The following is a 20,356-nucleotide window of genomic DNA, read 5'->3' on the forward strand; positions in this document are numbered from 1 at the left end:
GACCCCGCCACGGGCCTTCCGGCCGTCCCGGCTCACTCGGGCAGCGGCTCGGCGTACGTCCGGAAGTCCCCGCGCTCGGTGTGGATGGTCCAGAGGCGCTCGGCGATGGCCGCACCGGAGTGGTCGTCCTGGCCGTCGTCGATGCCGAACGGGATGATCAGCTGGCCGACGTGCACCTGCTCCTCGGCGACGGCGTCGTGCAGGAGCTGCGCGTAGGCGCTCTCCCCGGCGAAGGCGACGGAGGTCCCGGTCACCCGCGCGCCCGGACGGACCGCGCTGCCGCCGTTGACGAACAGGATCGTGCCCTTGCCGATGGCCCGCATGCCGGGCAGCACCTGGCGCACGGCGTTCACGGAGCCGTAGACCGAGAACTCGATCGGGCCGACGAGGTCCTCCGCCGTGGTCTCGAGGACCGGACGCATGTACTCCTTGGCCGGCAGCGGGCTGTACTGCAGCACCTCGATCGGGCCGAGCTGCTCGGTGGCGGCCTCGAGGGCGGCGCGGAGCGAGTCCCCGTCCCGTACGTTCGCGGCGAAGCCCTGGGCGCGGTACCCGGAGTCGCGGAGCTCGGCGGCCAGCGAGTCCAGCCGGTCCTGGTTGCGGGAGATCAGCGCGATGTCGAAGCCCTCGCGGCCGAAGCGGTCCGCGACGGCGAGCCCGAGGCCCTTGCCGGCGCCGACGATGGCGATGGTGGTCATGGATGGTCCTCTCCGACCGGGAACGATGTGCTGCCGACGGTAGGCCGGTGCGCGCAGCGGTGAGGGGTTGTGCCGGGAACCCCCAGGGCTTTCCCGACCGCAGCGTGTGGACTCGCACCACGACCCGGGAGGAACACCGTGGACAGCACCCGCACGACCCGCAGCACGCTCCGCAGCCGCCGCACCTGGTCCGCCGTCGGGCTGGCCGCCGTGACCGCCCTCGCCCTGGCCGGTTGCTCGGACGACCGGAGCGCGACCGACTCGGGCGACGCCGCGCAGAGCAGCACCGCCAGCCCGCCGCCCGACCTCGCGGCCGGTCAGGTCGCTCCGGACGGTGCCACCTCCGACGTCGTCAGCGGGCTCGAGGCCCCGTGGTCGGTCGTCCCGGTGGGCGACGACGGCGACGCGTTCGTCAGCGAGCGGGACTCCGCCCGCGTGCTCGAACTGCGCGCGGACGGCTCGACGCGCGAGGTCGGCACGGTCGCCGGCGTCCGGCACGGCGGCGAGGGCGGACTGCTCGGCCTCGCCCTGCACGACGACGACCTGTTCGTGTACTCGACCGCCGAGGACGGCAACCGGATCCAGCGCTACGAGCTCACCGGGGACACGGGCTCGTGGCGGCTCGGTGACGCCACGACCGTGATCGACGGCCTGCCCGCGAACACCTTCCACGACGGCGGCCGGATCGCGTTCGGTCCCGACGGCATGCTCTACGCGAGCGTCGGGGACGCCGGCAACCGGTCCGAGGCGCAGGACCGCGACTCGCTCGCGGGCAAGATCCTCCGGATGACGCCCGACGGCGCGGTACCCGACGACAACCCGTTCGACGGCTCCCCGGTGTGGTCGCTCGGCCACCGGAACGTGCAGGGCATGGGCTGGGCGGCGGACGGCACGATGTTCGCCGCGGAGTTCGGCGAGAACCGCTGGGACGAGCTCAACGTCGTCGAGCCGGGGAAGGACTACGGCTGGCCCGAGGTCGAGGGCACCGGTGGCGAGGACCGCGGCTTCGTCGACCCCGTGCAGCAGTGGTCCACCGACGAGGCGTCGCCGAGCGGGCTGACCGTGATCGGTGACACCGTCTTCGTCGCGAACCTCAAGGGCGAGTCCGTGCGGGGTGTGCCGGTGTCCGACCCGTCGACCGCGACCGAGTACTTCGCCGGGGACTTCGGCCGCATCCGGACGGTGCTGCCCGGGCCGGACGACACGCTCTGGTTCGTGACGAACAACACCGACGGCCGCGGCGACCCCCGCGACGGTGACGACCGGATCGTCTCGGTCCCCCTGACGACCGGCAGCTGACGACCGGCAGCTGACGGGGGTTCCGGCAGCACCTCGTTGCCGTGGCCGTGCCGTCGTAGCGTGGAGCGCATGGACCACCGTGACGAAGCCCGAGACTTCCTGTCGAGCCGTCGCGCCCGGATCACCCCGGAGCAGGCCGGCATCCGGACCTCCGGGACGCGGCGACGCGTCACCGGCCTCCGGCGCGAGGAGGTCTCGGGCCTGGCAGGGGTGAGCATCGACTACTACACCCGGCTCGAGCGCGGGAACCTGCAGGGCGTCTCCGACAGCGTGCTCGACGCCGTCGCCACCGCGCTGCAGCTCGACGCGGCCGAGCACGAGCACCTGCGCGACCTCGCACGACACCAGAACGAGCCGCCGCGCCGGGCCGTTCGGAACGTCCGGGTCGCCGCCGTGCGACCGGAGCTGCAGTACCTGCTCGACGTCGTGACCGAGGCCCCCGCGATGATCGTGAACAACCGCCAGGACATCGTCGCCGCGAACGCCCTCGGGTGGGCCCTGCACGCCGCGCTCGTCACCGGGGACCGCCCGATGAACTTCTCGCGCTTCATCTTCCTCGACACCCGGGCGCGGGACTTCTACCAGGACTGGGACCGCGCGGCGCACACGAACGTCGCGATCCTCCGGCGCGAGGCCGGCCGGAGTCCGCGCGACCGGGACCTCGCGGCGCTCGTCGGCGAACTGTCCGTGCGCAGCGAGGACTTCCGCCGGCTGTGGGCCGCGCACGACGTCCGACGGCACTACGCGGGCGTCAAGGCGTTCGACCACCCGGTGGTCGGCCCGATCGAGCTGCACTTCCAGTCGCTCGAGCTGGCGGAGGACCCCGGCCTGAGCCTCACCGTCTACCCCGCGACGCCGGGCAGCCCCACCGCCGACGCGCTCCGGGTCCTCGCCTCGTGGGCGGCGACCGAACGGATCGCCGACCGCGCGACCGGGCGAATCGCCGACCGCGCGAGCGGGCGGACCACCGAACGGGAGGACGCGTGAGCGACACCTCGTCGGTCGAGACCGCACGGGCGCTGCCGGCGTCGTCGCGCTGGGACCGTCTCCGCTTCCGCTGGCACGCCGAGCAGGAGATCCACGACCTGACCCGCGACCGGGAGCACGAGGAACGCGTCGTCGCCGAGGCGACCGTCCGCCTGCAGCCCGGGCCGTGGAACATCGCGCTGCTGTTCCGTCGGGACGCCGGGTCCCGCCGGTGAGCGCCGCGATGACGACCGGTCGCACGGTCCTGTTCGCCGTCGCGGGCGGAGCGGCCGTCGGCAACCTGTACTGGGCGCAGCCCCTGCTCGACGACGTCGCCGCCGACCTCGGGACGTCCTCGGCGCTGGCCGGGCTGCTCGTCACCCTGACCCAGGTCGGCTACGCGCTCGGCATCCTGCTCGTGGTCCCGCTCGGCGACGTGCTCGACCGGCGTCGGCTCGTGCCGGGCGTGCTGCTCGCCTCGGCCGTCGCACTGGTCGGCGCGGCCGTCGCCCCGGGGTTCGCCACCCTGCTCGTCGCGCTCGCCCTGGTCGGCACGACGACGGTCGCCGGGCAGCTGCTCATCCCGCTCGCGGGCGACCTCGCCGACCCTGCGGCGCGGGGCCGGGTGGTCGGGACCATCGCCTCCGGGGTGCTGACCGGCATCCTGCTCAGCCGGACGGTGAGCGGCGTGATCGCCGGGTTCGCCGGGTGGCGCACGGTGTACGTCGTCGCCGCGGTCGCCGCGGTCGTGCTCGCCGTCCTGCTGCGGCGGGCGATCCCCGAGCTGCCCCCGCGCGAGCGGGTGGCGTACCCCCGGCTCATCGGCTCGGTGTTCCGCGCCGTCGGTGCGCACCGTGCGGTCCGCGTCACGCTCGTGATCAGCGCCGCCGTGTTCGCGGTCTTCACGATGTTCTGGACCTCGCTGACGTTCCTGCTCAGCGCCCCGCCGTACGGTTGGTCGACGACCGCGATCGGTGCCGTCGGACTCGTCGGGCTGGCCGGTGCGGTGGCCGCGCAGCGGGTGGGACGGTTGCACGACCGCGGGTGGTCGGTGCCGGTCACCGGCGGTGCGCTGGTCCTGGTCCTCGTGTCGCTCGTGGTCGCCGGGCTCGGTGCCGGATCGGTCCCGGTGGTGCTCGTCGCCGTCCTGCTGCTCGACGTGGGCGTGCAGGCGACGAACGTGCTCAACCAGACGCGCCTGTTCGCGATCGACCCCGCCGCGCGGAGCCGGCTGAACACGGCCTTCGTCACGAGCAACTTCGTCGGCGGTGCGATCGGCTCGGCCGTGGCCGGGGTGCTCTGGAACGCCGGCGGGTGGACCGCGGTGACGATCGGCGGTTCGGTGCTCGTCGGCTTCGCGACGACCGTCTGGGCCGTCCACCGGCGCCGTGCGCTCGTGGTGCCGGAGCGCACGGCGTCCGCCTGACGCGACCGCGACGACCGCGACCACCGCGCAGCCCCGCGCAGCCTAGAGCAGCCCCCGGCCGGACCCGGTGCCGTCAGGGACGGAAGGACGCGTCGACCGCGAGGTCGCCGTGCTCGGCCTGCCACCGCAGGGCATCGCGGACCGTCTCGGACGCGGTGTACGCCGGTGCGTACCCGAGCAGCCGCTGCGGCTTCTCGGTGCTGAACACCTGACTGCGCGACAGGTGCTCCCAGCTCGCGTCGGCGTGCTCGGTGGCCGTGGTCTCGCGGAACCGGTCCCAGCTGACGGACTCGAGCCGTGCCTCCCGGCCGGACCACGACGCGACCAGCGCGGCGTACCCGCGCACGGTGAGCGCCGTCGGGGCGGTGGCGAAGAAGTCCTCACCGGCGGCGGCGTCCCGCTGCTCGACGGCCAGCTGGAAGAGCTGGGCGACGTCGTCGGCGTGCACGTGCGCCATCGACTCGGCGCCGAGCCCGGGGACCTCCACGACCTCGCCCGCGGACAGCCGGGTGACGACCGTCGGGTCGAGGTTCCCCAGCGGGCCGATCGGCAGCCACCCCGGACCGCTGATGTGCCCCGGGTGGATCGAGGTCGTGACGACACCCCCACCGGCGATTTCCTGCTTGAGCATCCGGGCGATGGCGTCCTTCTGGGTGCCGTACTCACCGAAGGGCGGTGTTGCCGTCTCCTCCGTGATCGGCAGGACGTGCGAGACGCCCGCGCGCCAGATCGACCCGCAGTGCACGAGGTGCGTGCCGCTCCCCCGGAGCGCACGGACGAGCTGCTCGGCGGACTCGAGCGTGAAGCAGACGAGGTCGACGACGGCGTCCGCGGCGAGCGCCGCGATGCGGTCGCCGAACGTGCCGTCGCGGTCCTCCTGCTCCCGGTCAGCGGTGACGCGCTCGATGCGCTCCCACTCCGGGGCGTCGGCGTACGGGGTGCTGGTGCCGCGCGAGACGGCCACGACGTCGTGGCCGGCGCGGACGAGACGGGGGACGAGGAACGTGCCGATGTGGCCGGTGGCTCCGATGACGACGATGCGCATGGCGCTCACGCTAGGCGCGCGTCCCCGGGAGCGGCAGGCCCTGGTGGTGCCCCCGACGTCACGAACGGGAGGCGCGGGTCGTGGCCGACCCGCGCCTCCCGTCACGTCGTGGTCGGGTCAGACCGTGCGGACCGCCTGCACCGACCCGGCGATGACCGCCGCGTCCTCGGCGACGGCACCGACGGCGTCCGGGAGCCCGGCGCTGCTGAGGAGCTTGCGCGCGGCCCAGCCCGCGAAGCTGCCGACGATCGCGCCGACGCCGCCGAGGATCGCACCCTCGAGGCGGAGGTCGCGGCTGCCGGTCGTGCCGAGCGCCGCACCGGCGAGCGCACCGGCGCCGATGCGGCCGATCAGCCCGACGGGCGAGATGCGCGCGGGCGCCTTCTTCGACTTGTCACCGATGAGCTCGCCGACCGCCGACGCGACGAGCAGCCCGCGGCCGAGCGGCGTGCTGAAGGCCTTCCACTGCTGCCAGTCGCCCTTGAGGGCCTTGTTGTCGTGGTTCAGGGCGAGGACGGCCAGCGGGGTGCCGCTCCGTCCGCCGCTGAGGACCCCGAGAGCCAGGGTGCGGACCAGGGTGTGCTGTTCGTGCTGCTTGCTCATGGTTCTCCCGTCGTGTCAGGTCGGACGGTACTCGCGCACCGCTCGGGGGACGCAGCGGTCCGCGTCGTTCGGAGCCGCCCCGCGTACCGTCCCGGCCATGAGCAACGTCATCCTGTTCGGCGGCCACGGCAAGGTCGCACTCCTGGCCACCCGCATCCTCACCGAGCGGGGGCACCGCGTCACGTCGGTGATCCGGAACCCCGACCAGCAGGACGAGGTCCGCGCGCACGGCGGGGACCCGAAGGTCGCGAACGTGCAGGAGCAGTCGCTCACCGACTTCGCCGACCTGGTCCGCGGGCACGACGCCGTCGTCTGGTCGGCCGGTGCCGGTGGCGGTTCGGCCGACCGCACGTGGGCGATCGACCGCGACGCCGCGGTGCTCTCGGTGCAGGGCGCGGCGCAGGCCGGGGTGGACCGGTTCGTCATGGTCTCGTGGGCCGGGTCGCAGCTCGACCACGGGGTGCCGCAGGACCAGGACTTCTTCGCGTACGCGCAGTCCAAGATGATCGCCGACGCGGTGCTCCGCGACTCCGACCTGCAGTGGACCGTCGTCGCACCGAGCACCCTGACCGACGACGAGCCGACCGGGTCGGTCGACTGGGACGGTTCGGCGTCGCAGGTGCCGCGCGGGGACGTGGCGCACGTGGTGGCCGACGTGCTCGAGGACCCCTCCACCGCGGGGCGCACCATCCGCTTCAACGAGGGGTCGACCCCGATCGCGGACTTCCTGCGGGCGTAGTCACTGCGCTCTGGCTGTCGCGCGACGCGCGTTGCGCGACGCTCGTCGCGCGACGAGCGTCGCTGTGAGCGAACCGGGCGGACGAGGGTCGGGCTGGGTGCCTAGGTTCGGTCCATGACCGCAACCGGCACCGCCCCGACCCTCGTCTTCGTGCACGGCGCCCTCGTCCGTGACGGCGCCTGGTGGTGGCGCCCCACTGCTGACCTGCTCCTGGAACGCACCGGGGTCGCGAGCGTCGCCGTCGCCCTGCCGTCGTGCGGCGAGACCGACGCCGACGGGGGCGACCTGCGGGACGACGCGGCCGCACTCCGGGCGGTGCTCGACGCCCACGACGACGTCGTGCTCGTCGGCCACTCGTACGGCGGCACGGTCATCGCCGAGGCCGGCGCGCACCCGTCCGTCCGGCACGTCGTGCTCGTGTCGAGCTACACGCCGCCGGTCGGGGCCTCCCAGGGTTCGATCATGAGCGGCGAGCCCGACCCGGTCACCGTCCGGGTCGACGACGGTCGGATCCTGCTCGACGGGTACGACGAGGCGTCCTTCGGGGCCCGCTTCCTGCAGGACGCCGACGAGCCCCTGCAGCGCGACGCGTTCGCCCGGACGACGTCGCAGGACGCGGCGGCCTTCGGCACGACGACGACCCGGACCGGGTGGGCCGACGTCGACTCCACCGCCGTGGTGTGCACCGAGGACCGCAGCACCACGGTCGCGCTGCAGCGGTCGCACGCCGCCCGGGCGACCGCCACCGTGGAGCTCCCGACCGGGCACCACCCGTTCATCAGCCGTCCGGACCTCGTCGTCGACCTGCTCGAGCCGCTGCTCGCCTGATCCGGCTCAGGCGAACTGGGCGTAGAACGCCTCCGGCGCACCCTGGAGCGATGCCTTCACCCCGCGGCTCCACTCGTCGACGAGGACCTCGGCCACACCGGCCTCGACCCCGTCGAGCGACGCACGGGCGACGTCCGCCGGGTCGACCATCGAGCCCTCGTACCCGGCCATGATGTCGGTGTCCGCCGCTCCGAGGTGCAGCCCCTGCACGGTGATCCCGGCGGACGCGAGCTCGAGCCGCACGGCGTTCGTCAGGTTCCACTCGGCGGCCTTCGCGGCCGCGTACCCGCCCGACCTTGGGTACACGAACCACGACAGGGCGGACAGCACGTTGACGACCGCGCCGCCGCCGTTCCGCTCGATGACCGGCGCGAAGGCCCGCAGCACCGACAGCGTGCCCCAGTAGTGCGTGTCCATCTCGCGACGGGCGTCGGTCAGGTCGCCGCGCAGGAGCGACCCCGTCGTGGCGATGCCGGCGTTGTTGACGAGCAGCGTGACGTCCTGCGCGGCCGCGGCTGCGGCGGCGACCGAGGCCTCGTCGGTGATGTCGAGCGGCAGCACCTCGACGCCCTCGACGTCGACGAGCTCGGGGCGACGTGCGGTCGCGTAGACCTTGCTGGCGCCCCGCTCGAGCAGCTGCGTGACGAACCGGCGGCCGATGCCCCGGTTCGAGCCCGTGACGAGTGCGACGGATCCGGCGATGTCCATGATGTCCTCCTGCCGAGCGGGCGTCTCCCGCACCGGCTCGGCTACGGTAGGACCTGACATCAGTGTCAGGTGCAAGCACGGATCGGAGCAGGCATGCGCATCGGGGACCTCGCGGCGGCGACGGGGGCGAGCGTCCGGTCGCTGCGGTACTACGAGCAGCAGGGACTGCTCACGGCGACCAGGACGTCCGGCGGCCAGCGCTCGTACGCCGGGACCTCCGTCGAGCGGGTGCAGCTCGTGCAGCAGTTGTTCGCGGCCGGTCTGCCGAGCCGGACCATCGTGCAGCTCCTGCCCTGCGTCGACGCCGGCGTGGCCACGGCGGAGTCGTTCGCGCTGCTCGTGGCCGAACGCGACCGGATCACCGCACAGCTCGCCGACCTCGAGGCCGCCCGAGCCCGCCTCGACGAGGTCATCGCGATCTCCGAGCACCCGACGCCGGAGCACTGCCCGGCCCTGCGCGAGCCGACGACCGCCGCGGCCTGAGCCCGGGTCGGGCCCGATCGAGCTGTCGGTGGCCGGTCGTACCGTGACGGCATGCCCGAGGGTGACTCCGTCCACCGCCTGGCTGCCCGGCTCCGCAGCACGGACGGTGCCCTGGTCGCGCGGGGTGAGCTCCGCGGCGGTCCCGATGCCGGTGCGACCGTGGTCGGCCGCCGCATCCTCGCCCACGCCACGCACGGCAAGCACCTGCTGACCCGTTTCGACGACGGCTCGACCCTGCACACCCACATGCGGATGACCGGCTCGTGGACCGTCACCGCCGCCGGCCGCCGGCTCCCCGTGCACGCCGCGCGCGAGGCCCGGGTCCGGATGGCCCTCGACGACGGCCGGACGGTGTGGGGCATCGCACTGCCCGTGGTCGAACTGCTCCCGACCCGCGACGAGCACCGCGCCGTCGGGCACCTCGGCCCCGACCTGCTGCACGACGACCCGGACCTCGACGAGGCCGTCCGGCGCTGCACCGCCGACCCGGACCTGCCGGTGCGGACGGTCCTGCTCGACCAACGCCGGGTCGCCGGCCTCGGGAACCTCTGGGCGAACGAGCTCGGCTTCATCCGCGGGCTCCACCCCGACCGGCCGATCGGCTCCGTCGACGTGCCGCCCCTGCTCGAGACCGCGCGTCGGATGCTCCGGCACTCGGCGACGACGCCCGACGCGTACCAGGTGACGACGGGCGTCCTCCGCCGCGGCGAGCGCCACTGGGTCGTCGGCCGCGCCGGGCGTCCGTGCCTGCGCTGCGGCACGCGCGTCCGGGCCCGCGATGACGTCGAGGTGGTCGGCTCCCCGCCCCGCCGGGTCTGGTGGTGCCCGCGCTGTCAGCCGGCGGCCGTCTGACCGTCGGCGATCAGACGGGCCACCTGCTCGGGGCTGCGGTCGACGGTGGAGACGACCTCGGCAGCGTCGTGCAGCCAGCTCCGCGCCGCGTCCGCGTAGGGCTCGAGGCGGCTCATCCGGAAGGTCGAGAAGCCCATCACGGCGTCGTCCTCGATCCGTCGCCGCAGGGTGTCCTGGTCGGCGTGGAGCACGACGTGACGCACCGGGATCGCGTGCGCGTCGAAGCCGTCGGCGATCTCGCGCCAGTACGCCTCGACCAGCACGGTCTGCGGCATGACGAGGGTCCCGCCGACGTGGTCGAGCAGCCGACGAGCGGTCTCGACGACGAGTGGCCGCCACGGATCCCAGTGCTGGAAGTCACCGTGGTCCGGCAACGGAGGACGCACGTCCATGAGGACCTCGCCGATCTTCTCGGGGTCGAGCACGTGCGCGTCCGGCAGCATCGGCTGCAGCAACCGCGCCGTCGTCGTCTTGCCGGCCCCGTGGGTACCGTTGATCCACACGATCACCCTGCGGACGCTACCGCACCCGCGGCGGCGAGCGCGGTTCGCGACGGACCACGCGCCGGACGGGAGGCTCCCCCACCGGCCCGCCCCGCGCCTCCCGTCCGGCGCACCGGCCGTTCACCGCGGTGCGGCAGGATGGCCGGGTCCCCCAGCCCGACGACCCTCCCGGAGCAGACCGTGTCCGACCAGAAGCCCGCCGTCCTGTTCGTCTGCGTCCACAACGCCGGCCGGTCCCAGATGGCTGCGGGGTGGCTCCGGCACCTGGCGGGCGACCGCGTGGACGTGTTCTCCGCGGGGTCCGAGCCCGCGGACCGGATCAACGCGGTCGCGGTCGCGGCGATGGCCGAGGAGGGCATCGACATCGCCGGCGAGCAGCCCGCCGTCCTGACCACCGACGCCGTGCGACAGGCCGACGTCGTCGTGACGATGGGGTGCGGGGACGCCTGCCCGGTCTTCCCGGGCAAGCGGTACGAGGACTGGGCGCTCACCGACCCCGCCGGTCTGCCGATCGAGCAGGTCCGACCGGTGCGCGACGAGGTCCGTCGCCGGGTGGAGACCCTGCTCGGCGAGCTGCTCTAGCGTCCGCCGGCCCGGCTCAACGTCGGCGCGGCCCGACGGGCGTCCGAGGCGGAGCCCTCCGGGTACAGGGTGAGCCCGAGCACGGCGAGGAGCGCCAGCACCGCGAGCACGAGGGTCAGCCGGGGCGCCCGGGCCAGCAGCACCCCGAGGAACGGGGCGACGACGACGACCACGACGAGGACGCCGAAGGCGAGCCAGGGCACCTGGACGAGCAGGGTGGAGAGCAGGGTCAGGTCCTCCGGGGAGCGGGGAGGGGCAGCTCCCGCGCCTCGTCCCACGGCTCCGACCAGCCGAGCCGGTCGAAGAGCGCGTCGAGGAGCATCGCCGTGAACCCCCAGAGCGTGTGGTCGCCCTGGTCCGACCGTACCGTGAACGCCGGCCCCCGCCACTCCTGGCCACCGCGCCGCAGCACGGTCACACCGCGGTTCGCCGGGTCGAGGAGGTCGGCGACGGGGGTCCGGAACACGGCGGCGGACTCCCGTTCGTCGACGACCCGCACGGGGGTGGGCTCCCGCCACCAGCCGAGCACGGGCTGCACCAGGTGGTTCGAGTGGGCGAGCGGTACGGCCGGCAGGGTCCCGAGGACCTCGACGCCGGACGGGTCGAGACCGGTCTCCTCCCGGGCCTCGCGGAGGGCGGCGGACACGGTGTCCGGGTCGCCCGGGTCGACGCGTCCGCCGGGGAAGGCGACCTCACCGGGGTGCGAGCGGAGGGTCGACGCGCGGGCGAGCAGCAGCACGTCGAGGTCGCGGTGCACGGCCGGTGCCGCGGCGGGGCGCTCGCTGGGCGTGCGGTCGAGGACGCCGAACAGCATGAGGACCGCGGCCGCACGTGGATCGGGCGTGGCCGGCATCGCGGGGACGAGGGGCGCGGCCCCGGGAGCGGCGACGGCGGCGAGCGCTGCACGTGCGGCACGTGCGGTGCCTCCCGCGTCAGCCGGTCCGGCGCCGTCGGCCGGCGTCACCGGTCGGTGCCGTGCTCGGCCGTGTCGGTGCCGTCCGCGCTGTCGTCGGCTGGCGCAGAGTCGGCCGGCGCAGAGTCGGCCGGCGCAGAGTCGGCGGGCACGGCGGTCCGACGGGTGCGCAGGGCGCGGATGCCGACGACGGCGGCGAAGGCGACGACGGCCAGTGCGACGAGCAGCAGCAGGACGGTGTGGTGCTGGTGTCCGCCGACCGGGGCGGTTGCCTGCGTCGCGGTGATCTCGTCGGTGGTCCCCGTCACGGCGTCCGCGGTCGCCGTCGCGGTCGCGGTCGGCTCGGAGGCCGCCGTCGTGGGACCGGCGGTCGGCGTCTCCGCGGTCGCACCCGTCGACGTGAAGCCGTACTCGCCGGAGATCGGGTGCCCGTCGACCGAGACGCTGCGCCACTGCACGCGGTACGCACCGGCGGCGGTGAGGTCGACGTCCTTCGCGATGGTCGTGCCCTCGATCCGGACGTCGCCGACGGTCCGTTCGGCTCCCCCGCCGTCGGTGACGCTGATGACGATCCCGGTCTGCAGCCCGGACAGCGGCGGCTCGGACAGGGTCAGCGTGACGCGGTCGAGGTCACCGGAGACGCTCGAACCGGCCGCCGGGTCCGAGCCGACGAGGGCGTCGTGCGCGGATGCCGGACCGGCGACGAGGACGATCGGTGCGATCGCTGCGACGACGACGCTGGCGAGGAGGGCTCGGAGACGCACGGGTGCCTTTCATCGGCTGACGACCCGGCAGGGACCGGACGTCCCGAGCGTACCCGGGCTCCTCCTCGCGGAGCCGCGGTGTCAGGCCTTGCTGACGAACTGCACGTCGGACGAGCCCAGCTGCAGCTGCTCCTCGATGCCCTTCTGGTCCGTCGATCCCCACCGCTCGGCGATCTTGCCGTCGACGAACTTCGACACCTGGATGCCGCGGACCGTGAAGTCGCGACCGGTCGGCTCGTGGCCCTGGAACGGTCCGGTGTGGGTGCCGTGGATGGTGAAGACGGCGGTGATGAAGTCGTCGGTGACGACGAGCGGGTCGGCCTCGAGCGTGAGGTCCGGGAAGGCCGTCGTGAACTCGGTCCAGAAGTCGACGATGCCGGCGAGACCGGGTGCCTGTCCGGGCGCCGGGTCGTGGTCGACGACGTCCTCGTGCCAGGCCTCGTGCATGCGGCTCCAGTCGCGGGCCTCGAGGATCCCCCCGAGCTGCTCCTGTGTGGCGGCGTTCGCGTCCTTGCTCATCTGTGTTCCTCCCGTGGTCGGACGGTGAGCGTCCTGACTACGCCCGCTCCCCGTGTACGACCGGGGCGTCCGCGGGACGGCTGTCCGGTCGGCGAACGCGGGACGCGACGGACGGGAGGCGCGTGGCGACCGCGCCACGCGCCTCCCGTCCGGCAGTCCGTCCGGCCGGGGTCAGCGACCGGCGGCGAAGTGGTTCGCGACCTGGGTCGCGGTGAGCTCCGTCGTGTACACCGCCGCGAAGCGCATGGTGCCCGTGAAGTAGTAGTTCGCCGGAGCGCCCGGCCACCCGCTGATCGTGTCGTACCCGACGCGGAAGTACCCGGTGTAGTTCTCCGGTGCCGTGAACACCGTGTTCGAGGCGACGAGGGTACCGTCGAGGTACAGCCGCATGCCGTTCGCGGGCGACATCGTCGACACGACGTGGTGCCACGCACCGTCGGTCACGGCCCGCGGCGAGGTGATCACCTGCGTGGTGCCGTTGTACGAGCCGAACACGAGCTGCCCGGCGGTGTTGACGTAGATCTGCCGGTCGTGCTGGCCCGAGGTGGCGACCTGGTTGCTGCCGAAGCCGATGAGCAGCCCGCCGGCGACCGTGGTGCGGAACCAGACCTCCTCGCTGAAGGTCGTCGGGTTCACGACCGACTTCGGCGTCGACACGAAGCTGTTCGAGCCGTTGAGCTGGTACGACGAGCCGGTGTCACGGACGCAGGCGTTCGGGCTCGGCGTCGTCGCGGTCATCGTGCCCTGGTAGGTGCCGTTCGCCGCCTTGCCCGATGCGTCGACGGCGGTGGTCGAACCGGACGCCTCGCCGAGTCGGTACGCGAAGAGGGCACCGGAGGCGTCCGACGCGACGGCGGCCGAGCACGTGAAGTACGGCGCCGTCGCGGCGGAGTTGCCGCTGTTCGTGACCCGCGCGCTGTAGGCGGAGCGGGTCGGCGCGAACTGGTTGAGCATGACGACCACGGCGAGGGCGAGGACGAGGAGGGCGGCGACGACGCGGCCGTCGCGCAGGGAGCGGGCGATCACGAGGCGCGCACGGGTTCGATGCGGCCGACCGACAGGCAGAGCACGAGCGGCACGAGGCAGACGGCGATGAGCGCGGCCCAGCCGACCGGGTCGAGGTCGATGTTCGACGTCAGGTGGTAGTACCCGTTGCGGCTGAGCTCGTCGATGACGACCCGGCCGACCTGACCGTCGACGAGGTGGACGGTGTTGCCTCCGTGCGCCTCGACGCGGACCGGGAAGATGCCGGACGACACGATCGTCGCCTGGACGCCGTCGGGGCTCGAGGTGTTCGTGATCGTGGTCACGTTGACGAAGGGCTTCAGCACGAAGGCGGCGTACGAGGTGGTCAGGGCACCGCCGGCGATGCGGAGGCAGGTGCGGGTGACCCGGTCGGTGAACGCGCTCGTGAGGGTCCAGATGAGCAGGGTGCCGACGAGCAGGATCGGTGCGGCGCGGAACAGCCAGCCGAGGTGCGGCACGAGCAGCGCCGGCGTGCCGATGACGTCGTGCTGGGTGAGCGTCCACGGGTCGGTGGCGCCGTTGATGTCGCCGCGGGTGTGCAGCCCGCCGTCGGCGTCGACGGCGATGATGCGGTGCGTGTAGACCACGCCGGGGTTCGCGTCCGTCGAGAAGGTCACGACGTCCCCGACGCGCAGCGTTGCGACGTCGACCGGCATGTCGAGCACGAGGGTGCCGACCGGGGCGGCCTGGCCCATCGAGGGGGTCTCGACGACGAACCAGCGCCCGCCGGCGGAGAGGAACAGGACCGCGGCGGTGAGCAGCACGGCGGCGATCGCGGCGACGGTCCAGGCGAGGACGGTCTCGGTGCGGCTGGTGGCCCGTCCGCGCAGGACCGGCAGGTCGAGCGTGCCGCTGAGCGGGATCGCTGCGGTCTGGCTCATGTGCTGCTCCGGTGGGGGTCGGCCGCGCGGGGCGGCTGCAGGTGCGTGGTGCGCGGTGCTGTGTGTGTGGGGGGGAGGCGGCGCTCGACCGATGGGGGGCGGGTCGAGCGCCGCCGGGGTGGACGTCACCCGGCCGGAAGGGGGGAGGCCGGTCGGGGGGCGTCGGTCCTGGGGGGTGGGGGTGTGGGTGGTGCTCGCGCACCGGCGGATCGGGATCAGGGGCGACCCGCCGGTGCGCCGTCCGGTGATCAGGCCGTGAAGGTCCAGGTCATCGGGACCGAGGCCGCGAGGCCCTGGTAGGTGTTGCCGGCGGACGGGTCGAGGGTCACCGCGAAGTTGAACGGGACGCTCGCACCGGCGGCCGGGGCCGCGGGCATCGTGAAGGCCGTGGCCGCCGCGCCCTTGAAGCTGGCGAGGGTACCGCTGAAGACGGTGGTCGAGCCCGAGGTGATGACGAGGTTCATCTTGGCGCAGAGGTCGGTCGCGGTGCCGTTCTGGGCGCCGTTGTTCGACTGCGTGCAGGTGGCGCCCGGCGTGAGCGTGAAGGTCGCGGCGTTCGCGGTGCCCGTGTTCTTGATCGAGATCGCGGTGTTGACGGTGTTGCCCGGCGTCATCGTCGTGCTGCCACCGAACTTGTTGATCGTCGAGCAGGTCGCGGCGTTGGTCGAGACCGAGCCGCCGTCGGTGCTGAGGCAGGTGACGGTCGCGCCGGCGTTCTGCTCCTGCATGACGAGGGTGCCGGTGGCGGCCGAGTTGGCGTTGTTCGTGATGCTCGCGGCGAACCCCGACAGCGTGCCGGTGAGGGAGAGCGAGAGCAGGACGGCCGCGAAGATGCCGGCGAGGAGCGCCACGGGGGCGAAACGGATCCGCTTCAGCGCGGAGGTGCGGAGCTTGGTGGACACGGTGTACCTCATCGTTCGGTGGTTTGTCGGAAGCGTGGGGAGCAATTCGTTCGGGCCGACTTGCTTCAATGATCAAGATAGTCACTCGTTCACCAAGTTGACCACTCGTATACTCACCCCAGAGCGGGGGACGCCCCGTGTCCCCCCTCCGACGGAAGCAGACCAGTGACCCAGATCGACGACGCCGACCTGATGACCGCGTTCGCCGCCGTGGTGCGGGCGAACGCGAGCCTGGTCGGGCAGTTGAGCGCGCGTGCCGGCATCCACGAGAACGCCCTCCGCGCCCTCGTGCTGATCAGCGACACGGGGTACTCGACCCCCACCGAGGTTGCGGGGTACCTCGGGCTCACGTCGGGCGCGGTGACGAACATGGTCGACCGCATCAGCACCGCCGGTCTCGTCGAACGGGCACCCAACCCCGACGACCGCCGCGGCTCCCTGCTGCGCCTCCTGCCCGCGGGCGAGGCCGTGGTCGAGGACTACCGGACGCGGTACGGCGCCATGCTCCGCGCCGTCGACGGCTCGCACGACGGTGCGTTGCACGAGGTCCTCAACGCGCTGGCGACGAGCCTCTACGAACAGGCGGCCGACGCGCTCGGCGAGCGCGGGTAGACGGCGACCAGCGGGACGGCCTGGAGGCGCGTGGCAGAGTCCGCCACGCGCCTCCAGGCCGTTCTGCACTCCCCGGTTGCTTCGAACTCGAAGCAGGTGTAGCGTCTCCCCCAGATGCTTCGAACTCGAAGCACACGACGGAGGAGCACATCATGAAGGCAGTCCGGTTCCACGAGGTCGGCGGACCCGAGGTCCTGCGCACCGAGGACGTCGAGCGTCCCGAGCCCGGCGCGGGCGAGGTCCGGGTGCGGGTGGCCGCCTCGGCGTACAACGCGGCCGACGGCGGCATGCGCGGCGGCTTCCTGCCGATCCCCGTCGTCCTCCCCCACGTCCCCGGCTACGACGTCTCCGGCACGGTCGACGCGGTCGGCGAGGGCGTCGCGGACCTCGCGGTGGGCGACCCGGTGGTCGGGTTCCTGCCGATGGAGCACGACGGTGGCGCGGCCGAGTACGTCGTCGCCCCGTCCGGCGCACTCGTTGCCGCACCGACGAGCATCCCGCTCGTCGACGCCGCCGCGCTGCCCTCGGTGGCCCTCACGGCGTGGCAGGCCCTGGTCGACGACGGCCACCTGACCGCCGGGCAGCGTCTGCTCGTGGTCGGCGCCGGCGGCGTCGTCGGGAAGTACGCGGTCCAGCTCGCGAAGCGGCTCGGCGTGCACGTCGTCGCGACCGCGAGCCCGCGCAGCGCCGAGGCGGTGCAGGCGGCCGGGGCGGACCAGGTCGTCGACCACACCACCACCGACCTGCACGACGCCGTCGACGAGCGGGTCGACGTGCTCCTCAACCTCGCGCCGATCGACCCCGAGGCGTTCCGTGCTCTCGTGTCGCTCGTCCGCGACGGCGGCGCGGTCGTCAGCACGACGGCCTTCATGGCGACGCCCGGCGACGAGGACCGTGCCGTCCGTGCGGCCACCGTCTTCGTGCGACCGGACCGCGAACGCCTCACGGAACTCGTGTCCCTGGTCGACTCCGGCGCGCTGCGGGTCGAGGTCACGCGGCGCATCACGCTCGACGAGCTGCCGGCACTGCACGCCGAGGCCGAGGCGGGACGCATCGCGGGGAAGGTCGTCGTGACGGTCTGACCGCGCGTCGTGGCCGACGGGGTCCAGCGGTGCACCGCTGGACCCCGGCATGCCCCAGACTGGAACGATGCCCCAGCTCCCCGTCGTCTTCGAGGTCGGCTCCATCATCGCGCTGGTCGCGATCCTGCTCGTCGACCTGCTCATCGTCGCCCGGCGGCCGCACGTGCCGTCGCTGCGGGAGTCCGGGGCGTGGGTCGGCGTCTACGTCGGACTGGCGCTCGTGTTCGCCGTCCTCATGCTCGTGTTCGCGGGCGGGGACGCCGCCGGGCAGTTCGTCGCCGGCTGGCTGACCGAGTACAGCCTGAGCATCGACAACCTGTTCGTCTTCGTCATCATCATGGCGCGCTTCTCGGTGCCGAAGCAGATCCAGCAGGAGGTGCTGATGCTCGGCATCATCATCGCGCTGGTCCTGCGGGGCATCTTCATCCTGGTGGGCGCCCAGCTCATCGAGGACTTCTCGTGGATCTTCTACCTGTTCGGCGCCTGGCTCATCTGGACCGCCATCCAGCAGCTGCGCGAGGACGACGACGCGGAGCAGCAGGACAGCGCGCTCGTGCGACTGCTCCGCCGGCGGGTCCGGATCACGGACGACTTCGACGGCATGAAGTTCCGGGTGACGCACGACGGGGCGAAGCACTTCACGCCGCTGCTCATCGTGCTCATCGCGATCGGCACGACCGACCTGCTGTTCGCCCTCGACTCGATCCCGGCGATCTTCGGCATCACCGAGAGCGCGTTCATCGTCTTCACCGCGAACGTCTTCGCCCTGATGGGGCTCCGGCAGCTGTACTTCCTGCTCGGCGGGCTGCTCGAGCGCCTGGTCTACCTCAAGTACGGGATCGCGCTCATCCTGGCGTTCATCGGCGTGAAGCTCGTGCTGCACGCCCTGCACGAGAACGAGCTGCCGTTCCTGAACGGCGGCGAGGGCTTCGCCTGGGCGCCGGAGATCCCGACGTGGGTGTCCCTCGTGGTGATCCTCGTCGCCATGGCGGGTGCGACCGGGGCCAGCCTGGTGCGGATGCGGCGCGACGGGGAGCTCAGCCGGCGCTGATCGCGCGGGCGGCGAGCGTGGAGCCGAGCATCATCTCCATCGCCTCGCCGACCAGGCGGTCGCCGTCGCCGCGGGCGATGCGCCGCGAGGACACCAGCGACGCGATCCCCTGCACGGTGGCCGCGAACAGCATCCCGAAGGCATCTCGGGCAGCTTCATCGACGTCATCCGAGCGCGGGCCCATCGCGCTGTCGAGCACCGTGAACAGCTCCCCTGCCGCCTCGGCGACCCGGGGTGGACCGCCACCCGCCTGCGCCTTGGCCTGGAACATCAGGTCCATGAGGGCCGCGTCGTCGATGGCGAAGTCGACGTAGGCCCCGGCCACGCGGAGGAAGCGTGCGCGCACGTCGTCGCGCCGCTCCCCCAGCGCCGCGCGCACGTCGGCCGCGAGCCGCTGGAAGCCGCTCTCGGCCAGGGCGTCGAGCAGCGCCTGCCGGTCCACGAAGTGGCTCCGGGGTGCGCCGTGGCTGACCCCGGCGCGCCGTGCGAGGTCGCGCAGGGAGAGTCCGTCGACGCCGGACTCGCGCAGCACCCCCGTCGCCTCGTCGAGCAGCACCGCGCGGAGGTTCCCGTGGTGGAACGGTCGCTCGGCCATGCGGCCATCCTACCGACGTCTAGTCATTGACTACTTTCTTGTCACTGCCTAGATTGAACGCATGACCACGACACAGACCCTGCTGGTGTTCGGCGCGACCGGCCAGACCGGCCAGCACTTCACCCGACTCGCGCTCGAGGCCGGCCACCGCGTGCGCGCCGTCGCCCGGACGCCCGCCAAGCTCACGGCCCGGCACGACGCCCTCGAGGTCGTCCAGGGGAGCATCGACGCGGACCTCGACCTCGACGCGCTGCTCGACGGTGTCGACGGCGTCGTGCTCATGATCGGCGACCGGGTGGCGCAGCAGGAGCGGCTCGTGAACACCGAGTTCGTCCGCCGACTCGTCCCCGCCATGCGCCGTTCCGGCACGCGCCGGCTGCTCTACCAGGCCGGTGGCCTCAGCGCCGCGCCGGGCAAGCGGCTCATGCCGGTGCTCCGTCTCGTCCGCTCGACGATCGCGCGGTCCTTCGACGGGCAGCACCGGGACAACGAGGCCGTGATGCGGTACCTCGACACCGAGGCCCGTGACCTCGCATGGGTGGCGCACCGCGCGGGCATCGGGTCGGACGGACCCTCGAAGGGCGTGCTCCGGCGGTCGGCGACGTGGATCAGCATCGGGACGTTCGTCGACTGCGCGGCGTACAACCTGCGGCTGCTGTTCGACGACGGCGCGGTGCACTCGTGCGACGGGAGCGCCTACCGACGGGGCCGTTGAGCCACGGGGGCTCACCCGTCTACCGCTCCCCGGTCCGTCCGGTCAGCGGGGCTCGTCCACCAGGGCGACGAACCGGCTGCCGACGCCGTAGACCGCACGGCGCTCGGTGCCCGCGGCCGGGCGGGGTGCCTCGTCGAGGTCGTGGTGGTCGCAGACCAGGACCGTCCAGTCCGGCCACCACTTCTTCGGCCGCTCGGCCTCGGAGAACCCGCAGACCGCGCACTCGAGGTCGGCCCACACCCGCTTCGCACCCGTGCGGTTCGCCCGCGACTGCACGAGCCACGCGGGCGGGTCCTGCTCGATCCGCTCGAGCTCGGCCTCGCTGACGTGCGACGGGATCCCGTGGCGGGCCGCCATCTCGAGGGGGATGTCGAGCCGTACGGCGGCGTCACGTCGGGAGAGCATCCGCCCAGGGTAGGTCGTCGCGCACGCCCGTGCCGACCACGACGGCGGGCCAGGCGACGAACTCCGCACGCCGCGAGCGCACCACGCGCCATCCGTGCAGGAAGCCACCGTCACGCATGGACCGATCTTGTCCCCCGACCCCGAACATGCGCACGGCCC

At 73.1% G+C, this 20,356-nt stretch carries 28 protein-coding genes; 13 read left to right on the forward strand and 15 right to left on the reverse strand.

Annotated features, from left to right (window positions below; all coding sequences use genetic code 11):
* Nucleotides 1-32 precede the first annotated feature (32 nt).
* Nucleotides 33-698 carry an SDR family NAD(P)-dependent oxidoreductase gene (locus QUG92_RS06230; RefSeq protein ID WP_289458081.1) on the reverse strand — a complete coding sequence of 222 codons (666 nt, stop codon included), beginning with the start codon at nucleotides 696-698 and terminating at the stop codon, nucleotides 33-35.
* A 138-nt stretch (nucleotides 699-836) separates the two neighbouring features.
* Here QUG92_RS06230 and QUG92_RS06235 point away from each other — a divergent pair, with 138 nt between their 5' ends.
* From QUG92_RS06235 to QUG92_RS06250, 4 genes are all read left to right on the forward strand, one after another.
* Entirely contained in the window at nucleotides 837-1,997 is a 1,161-nt protein-coding gene (locus QUG92_RS06235; RefSeq protein WP_259346004.1) for a PQQ-dependent sugar dehydrogenase, read from the forward strand.
* 69 nt (nucleotides 1,998-2,066) lie between these two features.
* Nucleotides 2,067-2,984 carry a helix-turn-helix transcriptional regulator gene (locus tag QUG92_RS06240; protein ID WP_182045255.1) on the forward strand — a complete coding sequence of 306 codons (918 nt, stop codon included), beginning with the start codon at nucleotides 2,067-2,069 and terminating at the stop codon, nucleotides 2,982-2,984.
* Nucleotides 2,981-3,199 (forward strand): hypothetical protein, encoded by a 219-nt coding sequence (locus QUG92_RS06245; protein ID WP_069713153.1) that lies wholly within the window; start codon nucleotides 2,981-2,983, stop codon nucleotides 3,197-3,199. Before QUG92_RS06240 ends, QUG92_RS06245 begins: the two co-directional genes overlap by 4 nt.
* An 8-nt stretch (nucleotides 3,200-3,207) precedes the next feature.
* Entirely contained in the window at nucleotides 3,208-4,389 is a 1,182-nt protein-coding gene (locus tag QUG92_RS06250; protein ID WP_182045344.1) for an MFS transporter, read from the forward strand.
* Between the two features lie 73 nt (nucleotides 4,390-4,462).
* Here the strand turns inward: QUG92_RS06250 and QUG92_RS06255 are convergent, their stop codons facing one another.
* Together QUG92_RS06255 and QUG92_RS06260 are read right to left on the reverse strand one after the other, a co-directional pair.
* Nucleotides 4,463-5,434: an NAD-dependent epimerase/dehydratase family protein gene (locus QUG92_RS06255; protein ID WP_182045254.1), complete on the reverse strand. Its 972-nt coding sequence runs from the start codon at nucleotides 5,432-5,434 to the stop codon at nucleotides 4,463-4,465.
* Between the two features lie 117 nt (nucleotides 5,435-5,551).
* Nucleotides 5,552-6,037, reverse strand: coding sequence for a DUF4126 family protein (locus tag QUG92_RS06260; RefSeq protein ID WP_069713151.1), 486 nt, complete (start codon nucleotides 6,035-6,037; stop codon nucleotides 5,552-5,554).
* Nucleotides 6,038-6,134: 97 nt separating this feature from the next.
* Between QUG92_RS06260 and QUG92_RS06265 the strand changes: the two genes are divergently transcribed.
* Together QUG92_RS06265 and QUG92_RS06270 are read left to right on the forward strand one after the other, a co-directional pair.
* A complete protein-coding gene (locus QUG92_RS06265) occupies nucleotides 6,135-6,776 on the forward strand; it encodes an SDR family oxidoreductase (protein WP_182045253.1) in 642 nt (213 codons plus the stop codon).
* Nucleotides 6,777-6,890: 114 nt separating this feature from the next.
* Nucleotides 6,891-7,604 carry an alpha/beta fold hydrolase gene (locus QUG92_RS06270; protein WP_289458083.1) on the forward strand — a complete coding sequence of 238 codons (714 nt, stop codon included), beginning with the start codon at nucleotides 6,891-6,893 and terminating at the stop codon, nucleotides 7,602-7,604.
* Between the two features lie 6 nt (nucleotides 7,605-7,610).
* Here QUG92_RS06270 and QUG92_RS06275 read toward each other — a convergent pair whose 3' ends face one another.
* A complete protein-coding gene (locus tag QUG92_RS06275; protein ID WP_289458084.1) occupies nucleotides 7,611-8,312 on the reverse strand; it encodes an SDR family oxidoreductase in 702 nt (233 codons plus the stop codon).
* 93 nt (nucleotides 8,313-8,405) lie between these two features.
* Here QUG92_RS06275 and QUG92_RS06280 point away from each other — a divergent pair, with 93 nt between their 5' ends.
* Together QUG92_RS06280 and QUG92_RS06285 are read left to right on the forward strand one after the other, a co-directional pair.
* Nucleotides 8,406-8,795 (forward strand): MerR family transcriptional regulator, encoded by a 390-nt coding sequence (locus QUG92_RS06280; protein ID WP_182045250.1) that lies wholly within the window; start codon nucleotides 8,406-8,408, stop codon nucleotides 8,793-8,795.
* A gap of 51 nt (nucleotides 8,796-8,846) precedes the next feature.
* Nucleotides 8,847-9,647, forward strand: a complete 801-nt coding sequence (locus tag QUG92_RS06285; RefSeq protein WP_289458085.1) for a DNA-formamidopyrimidine glycosylase family protein — start codon at nucleotides 8,847-8,849, stop codon at nucleotides 9,645-9,647.
* Here the strand turns inward: QUG92_RS06285 and QUG92_RS06290 are convergent.
* Entirely contained in the window at nucleotides 9,629-10,156 is a 528-nt protein-coding gene (locus QUG92_RS06290; protein ID WP_289458086.1) for an AAA family ATPase, read from the reverse strand. The two genes, QUG92_RS06285 and QUG92_RS06290, sit on opposite strands and share 19 nt — an antisense overlap.
* 132 nt (nucleotides 10,157-10,288) lie before the next feature.
* Here QUG92_RS06290 and QUG92_RS06295 point away from each other — a divergent pair, with 132 nt between their 5' ends.
* Complete coding sequence (locus QUG92_RS06295) at nucleotides 10,289-10,732, forward strand: arsenate reductase ArsC (RefSeq protein ID WP_434533041.1); 444 nt, start codon at nucleotides 10,289-10,291, stop codon at nucleotides 10,730-10,732.
* Here QUG92_RS06295 and QUG92_RS06300 read toward each other — a convergent pair.
* The 7 genes from QUG92_RS06300 to QUG92_RS06330 all read right to left on the reverse strand — a co-directional run bounded on the left by QUG92_RS06300 (nucleotide 10,729) and on the right by QUG92_RS06330 (nucleotide 15,737).
* The gene (locus QUG92_RS06300; protein ID WP_289458087.1) at nucleotides 10,729-10,935 is read right to left on the reverse strand and encodes a hypothetical protein; all 207 of its coding nucleotides are present in this window, start codon (nucleotides 10,933-10,935) and stop codon (nucleotides 10,729-10,731) included. The genes QUG92_RS06295 and QUG92_RS06300 overlap by 4 nt on opposite strands.
* Before the next feature lie 26 nt (nucleotides 10,936-10,961).
* Nucleotides 10,962-11,696 (reverse strand): NUDIX hydrolase, encoded by a 735-nt coding sequence (locus tag QUG92_RS06305; RefSeq protein ID WP_411469341.1) that lies wholly within the window; start codon nucleotides 11,694-11,696, stop codon nucleotides 10,962-10,964.
* The gene (locus QUG92_RS06310) at nucleotides 11,693-12,409 is read right to left on the reverse strand and encodes a copper resistance CopC family protein (RefSeq protein WP_289458089.1); all 717 of its coding nucleotides are present in this window, start codon (nucleotides 12,407-12,409) and stop codon (nucleotides 11,693-11,695) included. Before QUG92_RS06310 ends, QUG92_RS06305 begins: the two co-directional genes overlap by 4 nt.
* An 81-nt stretch (nucleotides 12,410-12,490) precedes the next feature.
* Nucleotides 12,491-12,928: an ester cyclase gene (locus QUG92_RS06315; protein WP_289458090.1), complete on the reverse strand. Its 438-nt coding sequence runs from the start codon at nucleotides 12,926-12,928 to the stop codon at nucleotides 12,491-12,493.
* A 171-nt stretch (nucleotides 12,929-13,099) separates the two neighbouring features.
* Nucleotides 13,100-13,954, reverse strand: coding sequence for a LamG domain-containing protein (locus tag QUG92_RS06320; protein WP_289458092.1), 855 nt, complete (start codon nucleotides 13,952-13,954; stop codon nucleotides 13,100-13,102).
* Nucleotides 13,951-14,835 (reverse strand): S26 family signal peptidase, encoded by an 885-nt coding sequence (locus QUG92_RS06325; protein ID WP_289458093.1) that lies wholly within the window; start codon nucleotides 14,833-14,835, stop codon nucleotides 13,951-13,953. Before QUG92_RS06325 ends, QUG92_RS06320 begins: the two co-directional genes overlap by 4 nt.
* A gap of 248 nt (nucleotides 14,836-15,083) precedes the next feature.
* Entirely contained in the window at nucleotides 15,084-15,737 is a 654-nt protein-coding gene (locus QUG92_RS06330) for a COG1361 family protein (protein WP_069712731.1), read from the reverse strand.
* A 165-nt stretch (nucleotides 15,738-15,902) separates the two neighbouring features.
* On the opposite strand from QUG92_RS06330, the gene QUG92_RS06335 reads away from it, so the two are divergent.
* The 3 genes from QUG92_RS06335 (at nucleotide 15,903) to QUG92_RS06345 (ending at nucleotide 18,482) form a co-directional block, all read left to right on the forward strand.
* Entirely contained in the window at nucleotides 15,903-16,349 is a 447-nt protein-coding gene (locus tag QUG92_RS06335) for a MarR family winged helix-turn-helix transcriptional regulator (RefSeq protein WP_289458095.1), read from the forward strand.
* Between the two features lie 152 nt (nucleotides 16,350-16,501).
* On the forward strand, nucleotides 16,502-17,431 hold the full coding sequence (locus QUG92_RS06340; RefSeq protein ID WP_289458096.1) for an NADP-dependent oxidoreductase: 930 nt from the start codon (nucleotides 16,502-16,504) through the stop codon (nucleotides 17,429-17,431).
* Between the two features lie 67 nt (nucleotides 17,432-17,498).
* Nucleotides 17,499-18,482: a TerC family protein gene (locus QUG92_RS06345; RefSeq protein ID WP_069712603.1), complete on the forward strand. Its 984-nt coding sequence runs from the start codon at nucleotides 17,499-17,501 to the stop codon at nucleotides 18,480-18,482.
* On the opposite strand, the gene QUG92_RS06350 is transcribed toward QUG92_RS06345, so the two are convergent.
* Nucleotides 18,469-19,077, reverse strand: coding sequence for a TetR/AcrR family transcriptional regulator (locus QUG92_RS06350; RefSeq protein WP_289458097.1), 609 nt, complete (start codon nucleotides 19,075-19,077; stop codon nucleotides 18,469-18,471). The genes QUG92_RS06345 and QUG92_RS06350 overlap by 14 nt on opposite strands.
* A gap of 61 nt (nucleotides 19,078-19,138) precedes the next feature.
* Between QUG92_RS06350 and QUG92_RS06355 the strand changes: the two genes are divergently transcribed.
* Nucleotides 19,139-19,792 (forward strand): NAD(P)-dependent oxidoreductase, encoded by a 654-nt coding sequence (locus tag QUG92_RS06355; protein WP_289458099.1) that lies wholly within the window; start codon nucleotides 19,139-19,141, stop codon nucleotides 19,790-19,792.
* Between the two features lie 42 nt (nucleotides 19,793-19,834).
* Here QUG92_RS06355 and QUG92_RS06360 read toward each other — a convergent pair whose 3' ends face one another.
* Nucleotides 19,835-20,197, reverse strand: a complete 363-nt coding sequence (locus QUG92_RS06360) for a hypothetical protein (RefSeq protein WP_069712607.1) — start codon at nucleotides 20,195-20,197, stop codon at nucleotides 19,835-19,837.
* Entirely contained in the window at nucleotides 20,181-20,315 is a 135-nt protein-coding gene (locus QUG92_RS06365; protein WP_289458100.1) for a hypothetical protein, read from the reverse strand. The genes QUG92_RS06360 and QUG92_RS06365 overlap by 17 nt, the downstream gene beginning before the upstream one ends.
* Nucleotides 20,316-20,356 lie beyond the last annotated feature (41 nt).

The organism is Curtobacterium citri (assembly GCF_030362955.1).
Classification (GTDB): Bacteria; Actinomycetota; Actinomycetes; order Actinomycetales; family Microbacteriaceae; genus Curtobacterium; species Curtobacterium citri.

Excerpts from the sequence above, each read along its gene's own strand:
- QUG92_RS06275 (WP_289458084.1), bottom strand. The coding sequence starts at position 8,312 with ATGGACATCGCCGGATCCGTCGCACTCGTCACGGGCTCGAACCGGGGC.
- QUG92_RS06250 (WP_182045344.1), top strand. The coding sequence starts at position 3,208 with ATGACGACCGGTCGCACGGTCCTGTTCGCCGTCGCGGGCGGAGCGGCC.
- QUG92_RS06325 (WP_289458093.1), bottom strand. The coding sequence starts at position 14,835 with ATGAGCCAGACCGCAGCGATCCCGCTCAGCGGCACGCTCGACCTGCCG.
- QUG92_RS06285 (WP_289458085.1), top strand. The coding sequence starts at position 8,847 with ATGCCCGAGGGTGACTCCGTCCACCGCCTGGCTGCCCGGCTCCGCAGC.
- QUG92_RS06345 (WP_069712603.1), top strand. The coding sequence starts at position 17,499 with ATGCCCCAGCTCCCCGTCGTCTTCGAGGTCGGCTCCATCATCGCGCTG.
- QUG92_RS06240 (WP_182045255.1), top strand. The coding sequence starts at position 2,067 with ATGGACCACCGTGACGAAGCCCGAGACTTCCTGTCGAGCCGTCGCGCC.
- QUG92_RS06340 (WP_289458096.1), top strand. The coding sequence starts at position 16,502 with ATGAAGGCAGTCCGGTTCCACGAGGTCGGCGGACCCGAGGTCCTGCGC.
- QUG92_RS06270 (WP_289458083.1), top strand. The coding sequence starts at position 6,891 with ATGACCGCAACCGGCACCGCCCCGACCCTCGTCTTCGTGCACGGCGCC.
- QUG92_RS06295 (WP_434533041.1), top strand. The coding sequence starts at position 10,289 with ATGGCCGGGTCCCCCAGCCCGACGACCCTCCCGGAGCAGACCGTGTCC.
- QUG92_RS06365 (WP_289458100.1), bottom strand. The coding sequence starts at position 20,315 with ATGCGTGACGGTGGCTTCCTGCACGGATGGCGCGTGGTGCGCTCGCGG.
- QUG92_RS06360 (WP_069712607.1), bottom strand. The coding sequence starts at position 20,197 with ATGCTCTCCCGACGTGACGCCGCCGTACGGCTCGACATCCCCCTCGAG.
- QUG92_RS06265 (WP_182045253.1), top strand. The coding sequence starts at position 6,135 with ATGAGCAACGTCATCCTGTTCGGCGGCCACGGCAAGGTCGCACTCCTG.
- QUG92_RS06230 (WP_289458081.1), bottom strand. The coding sequence starts at position 698 with ATGACCACCATCGCCATCGTCGGCGCCGGCAAGGGCCTCGGGCTCGCC.
- QUG92_RS06260 (WP_069713151.1), bottom strand. The coding sequence starts at position 6,037 with ATGAGCAAGCAGCACGAACAGCACACCCTGGTCCGCACCCTGGCTCTC.
- QUG92_RS06355 (WP_289458099.1), top strand. The coding sequence starts at position 19,139 with ATGACCACGACACAGACCCTGCTGGTGTTCGGCGCGACCGGCCAGACC.
- QUG92_RS06255 (WP_182045254.1), bottom strand. The coding sequence starts at position 5,434 with ATGCGCATCGTCGTCATCGGAGCCACCGGCCACATCGGCACGTTCCTC.
- QUG92_RS06350 (WP_289458097.1), bottom strand. The coding sequence starts at position 19,077 with ATGGCCGAGCGACCGTTCCACCACGGGAACCTCCGCGCGGTGCTGCTC.
- QUG92_RS06280 (WP_182045250.1), top strand. The coding sequence starts at position 8,406 with ATGCGCATCGGGGACCTCGCGGCGGCGACGGGGGCGAGCGTCCGGTCG.
- QUG92_RS06315 (WP_289458090.1), bottom strand. The coding sequence starts at position 12,928 with ATGAGCAAGGACGCGAACGCCGCCACACAGGAGCAGCTCGGGGGGATC.